The organism is Saccharicrinis sp. GN24d3, assembly GCF_052400645.1.
Taxonomy (GTDB): domain Bacteria; phylum Bacteroidota; class Bacteroidia; order Bacteroidales; family Marinilabiliaceae; genus Saccharicrinis.
In genome coordinates, this window is sequence record NZ_JBQTGI010000026.1 from 15,769 (window position 1) to 34,021 (window position 18,253).

Sequence of the window (18,253 nt, forward strand, 5' to 3'; positions counted from 1 at the left end):
ACAATAGCATGATTAAGAATGTTTTAAAGGTTTTTCTTTCGATGATGAAATCACGATATAAAGGTGATGTAATTGTTGTTAATAATAGTACGTATGAGAATCTTTTTTTTGGATATTATGATGTGTCACCTTTTAATAGTGTAAATAATAATTTAGTTTTATGTCATGGTGAAAAGAATGATAAAACACTAGATATTTTAGTCTATGATATTAAAGCCATGGAATTTAAAATAATTGGAAGTACGGATTCATGGAATTATCAGCAAGGTGCGAGGTTAATGTGGTTTAGTAGTTCTGAAATAATTTATAATAAATTTGAGAGTGGTAGAAGTATTTGTGTAATAAAAAACATAAATAATGATAACGAGAAAGAAATTTCATACCCAATTCAAGCACTTTACCGTAATGACTATATGCTATCACTAAGTTATGCAAACTTATATGATGTAGGAACAGAATATGGTTATTCTTATGTTGATAATTCACCTACTAAAGATAAATTAATCTATTATGATCTTAAAAAAAAACAAGAACATGTTTTATTTTGTCTTTCTGATTGTCAGAATATTCTTAAGGTTAAATATGAGAAAGCAATAAAAAATCATTTTAATCATTTTTTAATTTCGGATAATGGTAAGTATTTTATTTTTATTTATAGGTTTTATATTGGGAATAAAAGAGTTGATAATTTAATGGGGTATAGTTTGGAATCAAATACTCTTGAGCTTTTGATTGAAGATCAGTTGATTAGCCATTGCAGTTGGAAGAATAATGAAGAATTTATTTTTTGGGGCAGTCTTCAATCAGTTTCTGGATATTATATGTTTAGTATAATTGAAAAAAAATGTAATCTAATTAAGGAATGTAATGACGATGGACATCCTTCATTTATAGATGATAGCACAATTATTACGGATACATATCCAAATAAATATCTTACACAGCAATTGTATTTATTAGATTTAAATAGTATGAATAAAAGATTGTTGTTAGAATCTAAACATCCATCTTTTTATGATAAAGGATCAAGGTGTGATTTACATCCAAGTATATCTGAGGATAAAAAATATTTCCAAATTGATGTTATCAAAAACGGTAGAAGAAAGATATGTATAGGAAAACTGTAGCTGTATCAGTAGTGATGAGCCTTTATAATGAGCCTATTGAGTGGATAAGGGAATCTATTGAGTCTATAATAGTCCAAACTTTTGTTGATTATGAGTTTATCATTATTAATGATAAACCAGATAGGAATGAAAATAGCATACTTTTAAACGAATATGTATTAAAGGATAATAGAATTGTAATCATTGAGAATGATAGTAACATAGGTCTAACCAAAAGCTTAAATAAAGGACTTCGTATTGCAAAAGGGAAGTATATTGCGCGCATTGATGCCGACGATATGGCCATGCCTAATAGATTTGAAAAGCAATATTCGTTTTTAGAAGATAATAAGGATCATATCCTTTGTGGTTCCTTTGCGACCATGATTGATGAACATGGAAATTTGAAAGGGAAATTAATATACCCCAGCGATGATAAATCTATTCGTATTGGACTTGTATTGAAGAATCAATTAAATCATCCAACGTTGTTTTATAGGAATTCCGATAAGCTGCGCTATGATGAGGAAATTAAATATGCTCAGGATTATGATTTTGTGATTAAGGCAAGTAAAATAGGTAAATTAGCTAATTTGGATGCTCATTTATTAAAATACCGAGTAAGTCGTCAACAAATAGGTGCTAGCAAACTTAAAGAACAGGATAATTTTGCCAATAAAATAAGATTATCTTATATAAGAGACTTATTAAAATCAGAATATAATATTACGTTATCTGATGATAATGCAGTTAAGCAGGTCATTCATAAATTTAGAAACGAGAAAAGTACGACAATAAGTAATATCTATTTTTCATTAGCCGTTTATCTAAAAATGGTTAAAATATGGAGCCGTATTGTTGATTTTATATTTATGCCATTTCCATTCATAAAGAAATTACAATTTTTATTATCCTAATTATTTAGAAGATTAATAATGCTTGCAATTATACGTAGTATTTTAAAATATATTAAGTGGAGTTTTTTTAAACGATGGAATAAATTCTGCGTAAGGATTAAAAATCCAACATGTTATATTGATTCTAATTCATTTTGGAATATCGAATCTACAGATATACTTAAACTTGGGAATCGGGTTGACATTGGTGCATTTAATGTGATTCATGTTTGTAACCAGTTTAAGGGTGTAAACAATTCAGCTCTGCAAATAGGAGATTATACTTATATCGGAGAATCTAATAATATTAGAGCAACGGGTGGAAAAATCTCAATAGGCTCCCATTGTATGATTTCACAGAATGTGACCATTGTGGCTTCCAATCATGGGATTTCAAAAAATGATTTAATGCAAAAGCAAGAGTGGACTACCCATAATAATTATATTACGATAGAGGATGATGTATGGATTGGTGCTGGCGCTGTTATATTACCGGGGGTAACAATAGGGAAAGGAGCAGTAGTTGCTGCTAATGCTACGGTTACTAAAGATATTAAGCCTTATTCTATAAATGCTGGCTCTCCAAGTAAATTGTTAAAGTATAGACAATAAAAAGTAATATGAAGGTATTATTGATAAATGATTTTGTTGAAGGTGGAGGAGCTGAGGGTGTTTATAGGTCCACTGTTGATATATTAAAAGAACATGGGCATACAGTTAAATCATTTTATGGTGCAAAACGAGCATGTACACCCAAAAATTTCTTCAACTATTTGTACAACCGAAAGTATAAGAAGGCGCTTGATGAAGTATTGCTAAACTTTAAGCCCGATACCATCCATATTCATAACTACTATCACTTATTAAGCGCATCAATCTTTGTTGCTTTAAGAAATTTCAAGAAAAAGAATCCTAATAGCAAAGTTATTTTAACAGCCCATGATTTTCATCTGATATGCCCTTCAAGTCATTTAATGTATTTTAATAACGGTTATGTAAAGAATATTTCTATACCGGTTAGGGTGAAAGAATGGTACAATAAAAGCATAGATAGAAGGGGAATAAAGTATTCTATAGTGAAAAAAAATGTTTGGCTCTTTGAAAGAGTGGTTGTTAAACCAATGAAGGTTATTGATGTAATTGTTTCTCCAAGTCAATTTTTAATTAGTACGTTTAAGAAAAGCGGTATTAAAAATCATATGGTATGTATACGGAATCCACAAAAGGCTAATAATGTTGTTCGTCAAATTATAAAACAAGGAGTTAAGGAAATTAAGGCTGTTTTTTTTGGTAGGTTATCTGCAGAGAAAGGTCTGTTTGAGTTTTTTAACTTAGCGATGGCAAATGATATACAGTTGGAAGTAGATATTTATGGTGATGGTAATGAGAAAGAGAAGTTGAAATACTTATTAAAGGATAAGACAAAAATTAAGGTTAATTTCTTTGGTCGAATAAATAATGAGCATTTACAAAAAAAATTACCGAATTATCATGTTGCTCTTATTCCGTCTATTGGATATGAAAATGCTCCTCTCACTATACCCGAAGCGGCAAATGCTGGTTTATTGATTTGGGGAACAGACAACGGAGGGATTAAAGAAATGTGCGAAGAAGTAAATATTCCTCACTTTCTATTTAAACCAAATACACTTCATAGTTTTAAACAATCGTATAATAATCTATGTACGTATTTAGAAACTAAACAAGTTCTTACGATAGAACTAGGCAAGTTTAGTGAAGATACTTTTTATCGTGAAACTTTGACTGTTTATAAATGCAAATAGAGCTTGTCAATATATTTCAAGGATTATTAATATTAACTGGATTGGTTCTGGTTTTATGCTTTACAAGTAACATATTGCGAGTTATTCTTATGACTTATTGGTATCCGTTATTACCTATGTTGTTATTTTGTATTAGGATTCCTGTAGGGGGATCTTTAGATGTAATTGGAAGGCCAGTTCATCAGAGTTATTGTGATGAAGCTCTTTTATACGCTTTAGGCTCTTTCTATGTATTTGTTCTTTTTATATGGAAGTTAAGAAGAGAAAAAGTTTCAATGACGACAGTTAATGTATCCGATAATAGTAGATTATTATTATGTGTTATATTATTTGTGGTTGCAATAATAGCTTACCCTAGAGCATTTGGAGTATCTGATAAAAGATGGAATCTGCTACCAGGTCAGTGGTCAGTGATATACTTGGTGGTAAATACTCTCCTTATCTTATCTTTAAAAAAGATTAAGTCAATATCGTACTTTATACATATTGGTGTTTTAATAATTACTATAAAAGGAGGTGAAAGGGTTGATAGTTTAATGGTTTTGTTTCTACTAGCGAGTTTTCAATACGATAGAGAAAGTAATTTGTTAAAGGAAATAAAACTGAATAGGGTGAAAAAAATTGGTATGCTTGCAGTAATTATTCTTGGAATTTCTGTAGGATATTTAAGAGGAGGTAGCACATTTAATGTGTATCTGTTATTGCATAATTTAATTGCTATGCATACTGTTACCGATGTAATACATATTTATTTTTCTTCATTTGATTATGTAAATACTTATGGTGTAAATGCTTTGCCAGTTGTTAATCAGGTTTTTAGTTTAATACCGATGCATCCGTGGGGTGGGGCTGGTAAAGTATATAATTTTACAGAGATTTTACGTAATCATATTCCTAACTTGGGAGGGGGGATATTTTATTCAGAAGGACACCTATTGTTAGGACGAATGGGTATATTAATGTACGGGTTTATCTATGCATTATTTGTAAAAGTAGTAATTAAATATAAAAATCAATACACTGCTAGTCTAATGGTATTATTTATAGTGCTTCAATTACGTATCCAATGGTATGGCACGGTTTATTATTATACTCCCGTTATTGTCACTATACTTTCTATAGGTGTATTAAATTTGGTTAGTAAAAATAAGATTAAAATTAGTGAAACGTAAGTTTTAATAAAAAATAGGTTTTAAAATTATAAGTTTGATTGATATTGATTAATAAAGGTTTGAGGTAGGGATAAAACGCAAAGGCTGTAAGTGTAATTATAAATGGTGATATTCATGCATTAATTCTTTTATTGAATAACACATTTAATAAATTCATATAGAATACCATTATTATCTTTAATCCTAACTTATATTATTCAATTATTATATGATGCTATTGATGTAAATTATAGGAATATACTAGAAGATAACTTTGTGGTGTGAGCAGGTACAAAATTATTTGGAAAGGTAAGATGTGTGGGATGTTTAGTTATTGGTGAAAATGCTATTGTAACTAAAGATGGTAAGCCATATAGTCTTGCGATAATAGGATTCCCAAATGTGATCAGAATAAAAAAATAAAAAATTGAAAGTAGCGTTAGTACAAGATTGGTTAACCGAAATCGGTGGAGCAGAGAAGGTGTTTGAAGCATTTATGGGAATATATCCGGATGCTGATATATATACCTTAACGTCTCACAATAGGGTCATAAATGCCTTAAATATTGATAAAATAAAACTAAAAGAGTCTTTTATAGCAAAACTACCATTCGGAAAAAGTAGGTACAGAAACTACTTGCCACTGTTTCCTAAAGCAATAGAAAGCTTTGATTTTAGTGAATATGACTTAATAATTTCTTCATCTTCTTCTGTCGCTAAAGGAATTTTAACTAATTCAAAACAGATACATATTTGTTACTGTCATTCCCCAGTTCGTTATGCTTGGGATTTATACCATCAATATTTAAAAGAATCTGGATTAGAAGGATTTGGTATAAAAAATTGGTACGTACGTCATATCCTACACAAATTAAGAGTTTGGGATGTTATTAGTTCTAATAGGGTGGATTATTTTATTGCCAATTCGAATTATATTAAACATAGAATAAATAAAGTATACCGTAGAAATGCTAAGGTTATCTTTCCTCCCGTTGATGTAGAACGATTTACTCTATGTAGAGAAAAGAAGGAATTTTATTTTACAGCATCCAGGTTAGTTCCATACAAGAAGATCGACCTGATTGTTGAGGTTTTTTCCAAGATGCCAGATAAGAAGTTGTTCGTGGCCGGATCAGGTCCAGATTTAAAGAAAATTAAAGCTTTGGCAGGTTCAAATGTTGAATTATTAGGTTTCGTGTCAGATGAAGAAATGCATAGATTAATGCAACAAGCTAAAGCATTTGTTTTTGCAGCAGATGAAGATTTTGGAATAATACCTGTTGAAGCGCAAGCCTGCGGTACACCAGTTATTGCTCTAGGGAGAGGAGGTGCTAAAGAAACTGTTGTTGATGGAGTAACAGGTGTACATTTTGAAGAGCAAAGTATTGACTCTCTTGCGGGGGCAATCAAAAGGTTTGAACTTTTGAAGTTTGAAGCTACTATTATTCGTGAAAATTCAATGCGGTTTTCAAAAAATAGATTTATAGAGGAAACTAATGACTTTGTTCGAAAGAAATATGATGAATTCAAAAGTCAGAATTAGATATTAATATTGGGAAAAAGGTTATTGCGATTGTATATCATCATAGAAAAGATAGTTAGTAAACATTCGCTCTCGCACGTCGGCTCTTTGGCTTCAGTTAATGCTAGACATTCAAGTGTAGCATAGAATCTATGGACAATTCTCGCTAATCTAAGAATTCTTCCGGTTATGAGTTAATGTAATATTTAGTTAACTTGTATTCAAGGTTTGTTCTGTTCAGGGCAAACCTTTTTTGTTTATGAAAGGTAAACATGTACTTTTGGCTAAAATATATGACACAATGCAACGGACAATATCCATCATTCTTATTATATCACTTTTCTTTACAGGAAAGTTACTTGCACAAAACAATATTGAAGTAGATATTGAATCAAAAGTTTTAATATCTTCCAAGGACAACCTACTACCCTTGTATCAATATTCAAACCAGTGGGGCATTGTATCTCCATTTGAGCAAACACAAGCATTGGTATTGGCAGGTGCAAAATATAACCTGTTGCAAAAAAGCAATATACGTTTACAACTGGGTGTTTCGGGCGTTGTAAAAAATAAAGCCGGGGATAGCTTCTTGCACGAAGCCTATTTAAAAGGGCAGTTCATCAATGTCATTGATTTCAGCATAGGCAAGCAGGCGTATACCTCCATATCCATCGACGATAATTTAACGTCGGGCGGATTTATGATGAACAGTAACGCCCGGCCAGTGCCCCGGGCGATGATCGGCATTTTCGATTACTGGCCGGTAAGTTTCTTAGGTGATGTGATTGAGGTAAAAGGTGGATTGTCGCATGGGGTTTTAAATGACGACCGGACTGCAACTGACAAAAGCAATAGTGCTGATGACCTATTGGTTCACGAAAAATGGGCATATATTCGTGGAGGCAAACTTAAAGTCAAGCCTTATGTCGGTTTATTTCACGGTGCCTTGTATGGAGGAACCAGACCCAATGGGACGGAGATTACCACTGATTTTTGGGCAACTTTCTGGGCTCGCGGGTCTGAGAAAATCGGAGGCGGAGAAGCGACTAATGTGGCCGGGGCGCATGACGGTTTTTGGGACCTGGGTATAAACTATGAAACAGAAATGGGTTATTTTCAGTTTTACGTGCATAAACCGTTTGCCGATGGAACCGGATTAAAAATTACCAAGGAACGAAACAGGGACTATAAAATTGGCATTTACGCCAGGTTAAAAAACACCAGGTTAATTCAAAGGGTTTCGGTAGAACTCCTTAAAACCGATTACCAGTCTGGTTCTGGAATACCCGATCCGGTTTACCCGGGTACTTATAGTATAATTTTCGTTGATGACATTGAAGATTATGACGCTTTTATGAGGGATACCTTTGGTGAGGTGACTGAAGGATATACATCGTGGCACCTGATGCGATATTTGGAGAAAGTTCAAAATCACGGACAAAAATACGGGAGCAGGGACGATTATAATAACAATGGATCCTATTATAACGGCTGGACTTACCATCAAATGCCTATGGGAACTCCGCTGTACCATACCTATTGGCAGGCACAGGCTTATGCCCCGGATTGGACACCCAATAATCATGTGGTATTTATGAATAATCGAATTAAAGGTTTTCACTTCGGTATAGAAGGCGTAATAACGGATGGTTTGTCTTACCTTTTTAAGTCTACCTATACTTTTAACAAAGGAACATTTGGCGAGCAGTATATTCGCAGGTATAGTTGGGAAGAAGATCCTGAATTTTTCTATAAAGGAGGTAAAAAACAAGTCTACTCTTATTTTGGACTCACCTATAAAAACAGAAACTGGAGAAATATAACCTTGCAAGGTTCCGTATCCATCGATTCGGGAGAACTATACGATGCCTTTGGTTGTATGCTGTGTATAAAATACAGCCCGGAGTTAAACTTTTAACCCGTAAAACTCATAGATTAGTTTGGCCAGGTACGTATTTTGATTGACATAAAACATGGTTATTTAACCATCTGTTTTTATATCTTTGCACAAAACTGTAAACACAAAACACCGCTGCATGATAAGAGAAAAAGAAAATGTCGTGAATAATTTCCTGGCGTTCGTTGAGGTAGCTATTGCCTGGATTTCCTTTAATCTGTCATTGTTTCTGTACTTTGGGCATTTTTCGTTCCTCAGGTACAAAGATTCCATTATACTTCATTTGATCATTGCATTTGTTTGGTTTGCCCTGGGAAAATATTTTAGGTTAGCCCAATTGCACCGTTCCAGACCGTATTCTGCCATCCTGTTTAACTGTGTGGCCTTGGTGCTGTCAGGTACATCTCTTTTAGGACTTGCAGTTTTGGTTTTTGATTTGTATTACGTAGGTTTCGACCCCTTAATCTATTTTGGTTTTATCAATTTGACCCTAATGTTTGCTTTTAAAATAATGGTATTTGCATCTTTTAAAAGGGCCAGGGTGCATGGCAGAAACACAAGGGCAATGGTTATTATTGGTGACTATACAGCCACATCTTTTATTGAACAGATACTCAAATATAAAGAGTGGGGATACAAGATAGTTTCAATAATAGGTAACGGAGATTTAAGTCAAATGTACGGTGATATAATACCTGTTTTATCTCCGGATACGGATGTGGCAAAACTGTTGGAGGATAAAACGATTGATGAGGTGGTGTTTATCAAGGATAAGATGAGTGTGGAAGAAGTGGAGGACATTACGCATGCTTGTTCCGAGGTGGGGGTTATTTTTAGAATGTATTCCCCCTTCTTCAATAAACTTAAAAGTAAAGCCCATATACACCATTATAATACGATGCCCTTGCTCACCATAGCTAATACGCCAACCGACTATTTGGCCATGCGTGTAAAGGCTATTTTCGATTTTGTTTTTTCCTTGGTTCTTATTGTTCTCGCCTCACCGGTGTTTGTGCTTATCTCAATTTTAATAGTGCTAACGGACAGAGGCCCGGTGTTTTTTAAACAAAAAAGGGTTGGTTTAAGAGGAAGAAAGTTCTATGCTTTTAAGTTCCGGACCATGGTGACAAATGCGGAAGAACTTAAGTCCAAGTTGATGGAAGACAACGAAATGGATGGTCCCGTATTTAAAATGAAAAAGGACCCCCGAATTACTAAAATAGGTCGCTTTCTTCGGAAAACAAGCCTGGATGAATTGCCTCAGTTTTTTAATGTTTTAATGGGCGATATGTCTATAGTAGGGCCAAGACCACCCGTTCCTCAGGAGGTAAAGGAATATGAGCGCTGGCAACTCCGCAGGTTATCCATGAAACCCGGAATTACATGTACCTGGCAGGTGTCAGGTAGAAACGATATCCCATTTGAAGAATGGATGAAAATGGATTTGGATTATATCGATAACTGGTCGTTGAAGCTGGACTTTGTCATTTTTTTAAAGACCATCCGAACCATGATATTGGCAGATGGGCATTGATTATTATTTAATGATGGTATCTAATATGAAATAAATGAAAACTAGAACGATAGGGATTGTATTAGTAGTTGCTGCTTTGTTGGCAAGCTGTAAGCAGGACAGGTTGCCCAACGGTTTTCCTGATAAGGATGAGTTTGCGGAAATCCTGTCCGAGGTTCATTTAACAGAGGCCATCATAAACCAAATGCGCATCAAAAACAGAGGTATAGATTCTACGGCCAATAACTACTATCACCATGTGCTTGCAAAATTCAACCTTACCCAGGAAAAGTTTGATACCATTGTTAACTGGTATTTGGCCCATCCGGAGATATACCAGGATGTATACGATGAATCCATCGCCATGCTGTCGGAAAAACAAGCGGAGTGGCAACGAGAAGTGAAAGGTATTGAGGACGAGATTGAAAGGAAGAGAAAAGAAAAGGAAGCCCGCAATGTCTGGAAGGATAAAAAAAACTACTTCATCAGTTTAAAAGATACGTTTGACCGTAGAATACCATTCGAACTAAATGTGGATACGATAGAGGCGGAAAGTTATCGTGTCAGTGCTTTTTATCAGTTTCTGAAGGGGAGCAGAGTCGAGAAACCTACGCTTGAGGTAATGGCGTTTTACGAAGACAGTACTTTGGATACCTTGACCTATAAACTGCATAATACGCACATTAGCACAAAAGCGGAGTTGATGATTGGTTTAAACAAGGATCTTAAAATCCTGAGGATAGAAGGTTACCTGGTGAAGCATGACACTATGGAAGAGATTCGCGCCCGTATCAAGGATATAGAATTTGTGTTTCAACCAAAAGTCGACTCGTTAGAAATGGACTCTGTTAACATCGAATCATTCAATACTGAATTACCCAAAATAGAATGAGAAAAATAGCCGCCCATTATTGGTTGCGCCCCGATGGTTCTATTGGTAAATTTCCCATTGTAACTTTTAATGAAGACAATCAGATTGCGGAAATAAGGGAAAGAGATACCTTTCGGGAAGAAGCTTCGCTTGAGTTGGTGAATGGTTTTCTGGTTCCCGGATTAATTGAGTTTTACTCGTTTCCTGCATCCGTGAAGCAACCCTCGCAAATTAAAAAGTATTTAAATAGATTAATAATATCCGGAGTTCAAGTTTTGGGCGTCCCAAATGATATTTATAAAAACGTAAATGGTTTAAGTTCAGGAAATTTAAAAGTGTTTAAACTAGAACAATTTAAATTTCCTGTGGAAGATTGGGTTGGTTTCGAAAAGATTCAAAATGCGAATGATTCAATACAACAATTGAAGAAGCTAACAATTGGTTATGCAAAAGTTTTAGGCATTGACAATAGGTATGGTTCTATAGAAGTAGGGAAAAAGCCAGGTATTTTGGCCATATCTAACCTGAGTTACGAAACTTTTAATATCAACCATAAAAGTAAATTGAAAATTATCATTTAATGGAGCATTTGTTAAAAGCAGCTATTGATGCGGCGATGGAAGCCGGGAAGGCAATTATGGAAATTTATAAGTCGGGTGATTTTGGTGTTGAGCTTAAGTCTGACAATTCTCCTTTAACACTGGCAGATCAAGCTGCTCATCATATCATTGAAAAGCACCTGACGGCAACAGATATTCCCATTTTAAGCGAAGAGGGAAACCATGATGATTATTCTGTCCGAAGGAAGTGGGAACAGCTGTGGGTTGTGGATCCCCTGGACGGAACCAAGGAATTTGTTAAAAAAACAGGAGAGTTTACGGTGAACATTGCTTTGATTAAGCATAATTTCCCGACTATGGGCGTTGTTCTGCTGCCGGCTTTGGATATTTTATATTTTGCAAGTGCAGATAAAGGGGCATATAAAGTTAAGCTTGATAGCGATTGGTCGAGCCAAAGTAATATTAGTCTGGATAAAGCGGAGAAATTGCCGCTTATATCAAAGAATAACAAACTGCAGGTTGTTGCCAGTGTGAGCCACCTTTCAAGGGAGACGGAGAAGTTTGCGGAGCTGCTGGAAAACAAATACGGGGAAAGCGATTTTGTGTCGGTAGGGAGTTCCATCAAGATATGCAAGGTGGCAGAAGGAACGGCGGATTTCTATCCCCGCCTGGGTCCCACCATGGAGTGGGATACGGCTGCAGGTCAGGCGGTGGCCGAAGCAGCGGGAGCAAGTTTTTTTAATTGGAAGTCAAAAAGTCGGTTCGGTTATAATCGAAAAGAGTTGCTAAATGACTGGTTTGTGGTTTCGGGTGCACGGTTTTCCGCATCGGAAATAGTAGGATTGATATCCGAATTCGAAATTCAATCGCTTTGATCATTGACTCACCCTGGAAATGAATGAAGTTAGGGTTAATGTTATTGTGGCTTGTCTCCCTGAATAAATTCGGAACGACCTGTACCAAAGGATTTCGGGAGGTAGTCCCAAAGGTATATCCACAGGAAGCCCAATTCAGGGATATCATCATTGGTTGTGGCTTTTGATCGCTGCTGAAGGCAGTATTTATCCATGAGCAAAAGGATAAATGTCAAACTGTTTTACAACAAGCATTTTGTGCTGTACTATCCTCAATAAATTTTTTATCTTTGTCTACTCATTTAATAAGGAATGTTATTGTGCCCATAAATGATGATTTTATTCTTCTTGACAATAAAAAATAGGGTACATATTCAAGATGTATTTTTTTAAAAACCATATAATATTTTTGACATGCCTGCAATTGATACTTACAATTTCTCAGGAAAAAAGGCGATTATCCGCGTGGATTTTAACGTGCCTTTAAACGACAAGTTCGAAATTACAGACGATACCCGTATTGTAGCTGCCCTTCCAACCATTAAAAAAGTGTTGGCCGATGGCGGAGCTGTCATCCTTATGTCTCACTTGGGTCGTCCTAAGGGTGAGGTTCAGGATAAGTTCTCGTTAAAGCACGTTGTAGCCCACTTGTCGGCTAAACTTGGGTTAGACGTAATAATGGCTCCCGACTGTGTGGGGCCAGAAGTGAAAGCAATGGCTGACGACCTAAAAATGGGCGAGGTTATGTTGCTTGAGAACCTTCGATTCCACAACGAAGAAACGAAAGGTGATGTAGAGTTTTCTAAGCAATTGGCTGAATTGGCTGATGTATATGTAAACGATGCTTTTGGTACGGCTCACCGTGCACATGCTTCAACAACTATTATCGCTCAGTTTTTCGAGGAAAAAATGGCCGGGTACTTATTGGATAAAGAAATTAAATTCCTGGGTGAAACTGTTGCTAACCCTGAGAAACCATTTGTTGCTATTGTTGGCGGCGCCAAGGTTTCCGGTAAGTTAGAAGTATTGAAGTCATTACTTGAAAAGGTTGACACTATTCTTATAGGCGGCGGAATGGCTTATACTTTCCTTAAGGCTCAGGGTCACGGTATCGGCGGTTCTTTGGTTGAGGATGATTTGATTGATACGGCAAAACAAATCTTAGCGGATGCAAAAGCTAAGGGGGTAAACTTCATGTTGCCTGTGGATAACCTGGCTGCCGACAAATTTGCTGATGATGCGGATATTGAAGTGGTAGGGGTTGAAATACCAGAGGGAAGAATGGCACTTGACGTAGGTCCTAAGACGGTTGAGGCATACGCTGCTGAAATCGCAAAAGCCAAAACAGTGGTATGGAACGGCCCTATGGGATGTTTCGAGATGCCTAACTTCTCAAAAGGAACTTTTGGCGTATGTGAAGCGGTAGCTGCTTCGGATTCTATTTCTATCATTGGAGGTGGTGATTCGGTTTCTGCTGTCAACAAAAGCGGATTGGCCGACAAAATGAGCCATATCTCTACTGGAGGGGGTGCTTCGCTTGAGTATTTGGAAGGTAAAGTATTGCCAGGAGTACAAGCTGTAACTGAGTAGTTCGGTTAAAACTCATATATCAAAACCTGCAGGAACTGTCTTGCGGGTTTTTTTTGTGTCCGAATTTTAAATTCGAGGGAAATCTCTTATCCATTATCTCTTATGTAAGAGTCTAAAAAATTATCTTTGCACAAATTTTAAAAGAGCCGGAGATGTCATTATTCTATAATTTGGGAATCCTTTTTTTTAGTGCAGTATTGAGAGTGTTGGCCCTGTTTAACAACAAGGCAAGAGTGCTTGTGGATGGAAGAAAGGAAACAATGAATAGGGTTGGGTCCCTGGATTTTACGGAAAAGACAGTTTGGGTTCATTGTGCTTCACTGGGTGAGTTTGAACAGGGGAGGCCTGTTATTGAGGCTATTAAAAACAGGAACCCGCGACAAAAAGTTGTTTTAACCTTCTTTTCTCCTTCGGGATACGAGGTGCAAAAGAACTATGCGCTGGCAGACGAGGTGTTGTATTTGCCTTCAGATAGGCCTTCGAACGTAAGAAGGTTTGTAAGTGCGATAAATCCCAAAGAAGTGATTTTTGTGAAGTATGAGTTCTGGTTCCATTTTCTAAATCACCTGAACAAATCAGGAATTAGAACCTATATTGTTTCTGCGATATTCCGGCCGCAGCATGCTTTTTTTAGATGGTATGGCGGATGGTACCGAAAGATGTTGCATTTCTTCACCAAACTGTACGTACAGGATGAGGAATCGGGTCTGCTGTTGTCAAAGATAGGAATTAGTAACTACCAGGTGGCCGGAGATACAAGGTTCGATAGGGTATATGAAATTGCTCAAAACTCAAAAGAATACCCCGAACTGGAAAAGTTTGCAACAGGTTCGGCGGTATTGGTAGGGGGAAGCAGCTGGCCGGCAGGCGAAAAACTGATTGCCGATTATTTAAAACACAATCCTGACTTTAAGCTTTTGTTGGCGCCGCATGAGATTCACGAAGAACATATTTCTCAGATTGAGGATTTGTTTTCGGAATATAAATGTGCCCGGTATACCGAGCTTGCCGGGGAGGATATCCACAAGCTTCGCATAATAATAATAAATACCATGGGTATGCTGTCTTCGATGTATCGATATGGTGATGTGGCCTATATTGGTGGAGGGTTTGGAAGTGGTATCCACAATACGATTGAAGCTTCAACATTTGGATTGCCTGTTGTGTTTGGACCTAACTATAAAAAATACAAAGAGGCATGTGATTTGATTCATTTGGGTGCTGGATTTGCTGTTTCCGGCAGTTCCGAATTTGTTAAAGTAATGGATCGGCTTTTCAACGATAAAAAACATCTGTTAAACTCATCTGAGGCTTCTGTGAATTATGTGAATAAAATGCGAGGAGCCACCGAAATTATTGTAAAGGAATTGATGGGTTAAGGATTCGGTGTAACCCCCTTTTAGTTGTGTTAAACGTGTTTTGGGGAGAAAATAGATGAGCTGCTTGAAAAATGGCCCGATAAATTCCTAAAATTAGATTTTGTTTTCTGAAAAATGGAAAATGTCCCGTCGGAGTTTAATATTTTTGCAAATATCTACTATACGACTTCTTTATAAGCTTTCCAATTGATGGACGTGTATTTTTTAAATTTGTTAATAAAAAATTCTTTTTGGACAACTTTTCACTTTTTTTAAAAACGTAAACATCAGTAAGTGAATGTGTAAGCATTTTGTTTTGGACAACATTTGCAGTTGTTTAAAAGTATTTCTTGCCTAAAAAGTAACTCTTTCTTAATTTTACATTCAGCAATAAGAGCCGAAAATAAAATTCTAACTTAAACAAATAAAGATATTTAAACAAATAAAGTCACCATGGCAGTAACAGAAATCGACCAAAAAACTGAGAAATTTAAAAAAACTTTCACCAATGATGAAGCCTACGAATCGGCATTGAAATATTTTAATGGAGATGAGTTGGCAGCGCGGGTATGGGTAAATAAATATGCGCTGAAGGATTCTGACGGAGTGTTGTATGAGGAAAACCCTGACCAAATGCATCGGCGTTTAGCCAGAGAGATTGCCCGTATAGAGAAGAAGTACCCGAATCCGTTGAGCGAGGATGAGTTGTATGAGCTATTTAAAGATTTCAAATATATAGTGCCTCAGGGTGGCCCGATGGCCGGGATCGGAAATGCATTCCAGATCGCGTCATTATCCAACTGCTTTGTGATAGGTAATGAGGGTAATTCGGATTCTTACGGGGGAATCATGAAAATCGATCAGGAACAAGTACAGTTAATGAAGCGAAGAGGTGGTGTAGGGCATGACCTTTCACACATTCGCCCCAAGGGGTCTCCCGTTAAAAATTCGGCTTTAACGTCTACGGGTATCGTTCCTTTTATGGAGCGTTATTCCAATTCAACCCGCGAGGTAGCGCAAGATGGTCGTAGAGGTGCCTTGATGTTGAGCGTTTCCGTAAAACATCCGGATTCGGAATCGTTTATTGACGCAAAACTAGAGCAGGGTAAAATTACGGGCGCCAATGTGTCGGTAAAAATTGACGATGATTTTATGAGGTCGGTTGTGGATGGTGTTCCTTATCGTCAGCAGTACCCTATCGATTCAAATAATCCGTCTCATGTAAATGAAATTGATGCATCTGGCTTGTGGGGCAAAGTGGTTCATAATGCCTGGAAGTCGGCAGAGCCGGGAATTTTGTTTTGGGACACCATCATCCGTGAGTCGGTGCCCGATTCATACGCGGATCTGGGATATAGAACCGTATCCACGAATCCATGCGGGGAAATACCTTTGTGTCCTTACGATAGCTGCCGTTTGATTGCTGTTAATCTATATTCGTTTGTAGAGAATCCATTTACTGCTAAAGCTAAATTTAACTTCGACTTGTTTAAAAAACATGTAGGTTATGCGCAGCGTATCATGGACGATATTATAGATCTTGAGCTAGAGAAAATTGATGGTATCATCGAAAAGATAAATCAGGATCCAGAATGTGACGAAGTGAAGCTGGTGGAGAAAAATCTTTGGACAAATATCCAAAGCAAGGCGAAAGAAGGACGTAGGACAGGTGTTGGAATTACTGCCGAAGGTGATATGTTGGCTGCATTAAATTTAAGATATGGAACTGCCAATGCAACCGATTTTTCAATAGAAGTACACAAAGCCCTGGCTTTGGCGGCATATCGCTCATCGGTTGACATGGCTATAGACCGGGGTGCTTTCCCGATTTATGACTATGCCAAAGAGGAGAAAAACCCATTTATCAACAGGTTGTTTAAGGCCGATCCGAAATTGGCCGAGGATATGAAGGCGCATGGTAGAAGGAATATTGCCTTGTTGACCATTGCTCCTACCGGAACAACAAGTTTGATGACGCAAACATCCTCAGGTATTGAGCCCGTGTTTATGCCGGTTTACAAACGAAGAAGAAAAGTTAATCCGAACGATCCTGAAACACGGGTTGATTTTGTGGATGAAGTGGGTGATAGCTGGGAAGAGTATACCGTGTTTCACCATAAATTTGTGACTTGGATGGAAGCAAATAACCATTCAACCACAAAAAATTATACACAGAAGGAACTGGATAAATTAGTAGAAACTTCGCCATATTATAAAGCTACATCAAACGATGTGGATTGGTTAAACAAGGTTCGTATGCAGGGTGGTGTGCAAAAATGGGTCGACCACTCGATCAGTGTCACCATAAACCTTCCGGCCGATGTGTCAGAGGAATTGGTGGGCGAGCTATATATTGAGGCCTGGAAAAGTGGATGTAAGGGCGTGACAGTTTATCGCGACGGTTCCCGTGCGGGAGTCTTGCTGGCCGATACCAAAAAAGAGGAAGAGGAAAATAAGGTTCTTTTTTCGAAAAAACGCCCTGAGATATTGGAGGCGGATGTGGTTCGTTTCCAGAATAACAAAGAGAAGTGGATCGCGTTTGTTGGATTGATGGATGGTCGCCCATACGAGATATTTACTGGACTGGCGGATGATGAAGACGGAATCTTGTTGCCTAAGTCGGTTCAAAAAGGATTGATCATCAAGAACCGCGATACAAATGGCGTTTCGCGTTACGATTTCCAGTTTGAGAACAAGCGTGGGTATAAAACTACCATCGAGGGCTTGAGCCATAAGTTCGATAAAGAATTCTGGAATTATGCGAAATTGATTTCGGGCGTGCTGCGTCACGGAATGGAAATCGCGGATGCTATTGATTTGGTATCGGGATTACAGTTGGATAACGAATCGATTAACACCTGGAAAAACGGTGTTGAAAGGGCACTCAAAAAATATATCCCTAACGGAACCAAAGCCAACAAAGGGAAATGTGAGAGCTGTGGGTCGGATAGTCTGACCTATCAAGAGGGATGCCTGATCTGTCAGGATTGCGGTTCCTCAAAATGTGGTTAATTCCACAAACCTGAAATTGTAAAAGTTTGCCTATTATAACTTTTTTACTTCAAAAGCGGGATGGTCAGTTGACCATTTCGCTTTTTTTTATCATTACTCGTTAACTTTCAACTTTCAACTTATTAACTAATACCTATCT

General features: G+C 37.0%; 15 protein-coding genes. 14 read left to right on the forward strand and 1 reads right to left on the reverse strand.

What is annotated here, in order from left to right:
- Positions 1-8 precede the first annotated feature (8 nt).
- The 11 genes from ACT29I_RS21970 (at position 9) to cysQ (ending at position 12,175) form a co-directional block, all read left to right on the forward strand.
- A complete protein-coding gene (locus ACT29I_RS21970) occupies positions 9-1,127 on the forward strand; it encodes a hypothetical protein (protein ID WP_444794427.1) in 1,119 nt (372 codons plus the stop codon).
- Positions 1,109-2,023 (forward strand): glycosyltransferase, encoded by a 915-nt coding sequence (locus ACT29I_RS21975; protein WP_444794428.1) that lies wholly within the window; start codon positions 1,109-1,111, stop codon positions 2,021-2,023. Before ACT29I_RS21970 ends, ACT29I_RS21975 begins: the two co-directional genes overlap by 19 nt.
- An 18-nt stretch (positions 2,024-2,041) precedes the next feature.
- The gene (locus ACT29I_RS21980) at positions 2,042-2,614 is read left to right on the forward strand and encodes an acyltransferase (RefSeq protein WP_444794429.1); all 573 of its coding nucleotides are present in this window, start codon (positions 2,042-2,044) and stop codon (positions 2,612-2,614) included.
- Between the two features lie 8 nt (positions 2,615-2,622).
- Positions 2,623-3,786 carry a glycosyltransferase gene (locus ACT29I_RS21985; RefSeq protein ID WP_444794430.1) on the forward strand — a complete coding sequence of 388 codons (1,164 nt, stop codon included), beginning with the start codon at positions 2,623-2,625 and terminating at the stop codon, positions 3,784-3,786.
- Positions 3,777-4,958, forward strand: a complete 1,182-nt coding sequence (locus ACT29I_RS21990) for a hypothetical protein (RefSeq protein WP_444794431.1) — start codon at positions 3,777-3,779, stop codon at positions 4,956-4,958. Before ACT29I_RS21985 ends, ACT29I_RS21990 begins: the two co-directional genes overlap by 10 nt.
- Before the next feature lie 406 nt (positions 4,959-5,364).
- Entirely contained in the window at positions 5,365-6,480 is a 1,116-nt protein-coding gene (locus ACT29I_RS21995) for a glycosyltransferase (protein WP_444794432.1), read from the forward strand.
- A 280-nt stretch (positions 6,481-6,760) separates the two neighbouring features.
- Positions 6,761-8,377, forward strand: coding sequence for a hypothetical protein (locus ACT29I_RS22000; RefSeq protein ID WP_444794433.1), 1,617 nt, complete (start codon positions 6,761-6,763; stop codon positions 8,375-8,377).
- A 118-nt stretch (positions 8,378-8,495) separates the two neighbouring features.
- Positions 8,496-9,890 carry a sugar transferase gene (locus ACT29I_RS22005; protein ID WP_444794434.1) on the forward strand — a complete coding sequence of 465 codons (1,395 nt, stop codon included), beginning with the start codon at positions 8,496-8,498 and terminating at the stop codon, positions 9,888-9,890.
- 34 nt (positions 9,891-9,924) lie between these two features.
- Positions 9,925-10,761: a DUF4296 domain-containing protein gene (locus ACT29I_RS22010; protein ID WP_444794435.1), complete on the forward strand. Its 837-nt coding sequence runs from the start codon at positions 9,925-9,927 to the stop codon at positions 10,759-10,761.
- Complete coding sequence (locus tag ACT29I_RS22015; RefSeq protein ID WP_444794436.1) at positions 10,758-11,321, forward strand: hypothetical protein; 564 nt, start codon at positions 10,758-10,760, stop codon at positions 11,319-11,321. The genes ACT29I_RS22010 and ACT29I_RS22015 overlap by 4 nt, the downstream gene beginning before the upstream one ends.
- On the forward strand, positions 11,321-12,175 hold the full coding sequence (gene cysQ, locus ACT29I_RS22020; RefSeq protein WP_430934100.1) for a 3'(2'),5'-bisphosphate nucleotidase CysQ: 855 nt from the start codon (positions 11,321-11,323) through the stop codon (positions 12,173-12,175). The genes ACT29I_RS22015 and cysQ overlap by 1 nt, the downstream gene beginning before the upstream one ends.
- 41 nt (positions 12,176-12,216) lie before the next feature.
- On the opposite strand, the gene ACT29I_RS22025 is transcribed toward cysQ, so the two are convergent.
- Positions 12,217-12,369, reverse strand: coding sequence for a hypothetical protein (locus tag ACT29I_RS22025; RefSeq protein WP_444794437.1), 153 nt, complete (start codon positions 12,367-12,369; stop codon positions 12,217-12,219).
- Between the two features lie 199 nt (positions 12,370-12,568).
- On the opposite strand from ACT29I_RS22025, the gene ACT29I_RS22030 reads away from it, so the two are divergent.
- From ACT29I_RS22030 to ACT29I_RS22040, 3 genes are all read left to right on the forward strand, one after another.
- Positions 12,569-13,744: a phosphoglycerate kinase gene (locus ACT29I_RS22030; RefSeq protein WP_430934098.1), complete on the forward strand. Its 1,176-nt coding sequence runs from the start codon at positions 12,569-12,571 to the stop codon at positions 13,742-13,744.
- A gap of 152 nt (positions 13,745-13,896) precedes the next feature.
- A complete protein-coding gene (locus ACT29I_RS22035; protein WP_430934096.1) occupies positions 13,897-15,123 on the forward strand; it encodes a 3-deoxy-D-manno-octulosonic acid transferase in 1,227 nt (408 codons plus the stop codon).
- A gap of 432 nt (positions 15,124-15,555) precedes the next feature.
- Complete coding sequence (locus ACT29I_RS22040) at positions 15,556-18,114, forward strand: adenosylcobalamin-dependent ribonucleoside-diphosphate reductase (RefSeq protein WP_430934095.1); 2,559 nt, start codon at positions 15,556-15,558, stop codon at positions 18,112-18,114.
- Positions 18,115-18,253: the final 139 nt, after the last annotated feature.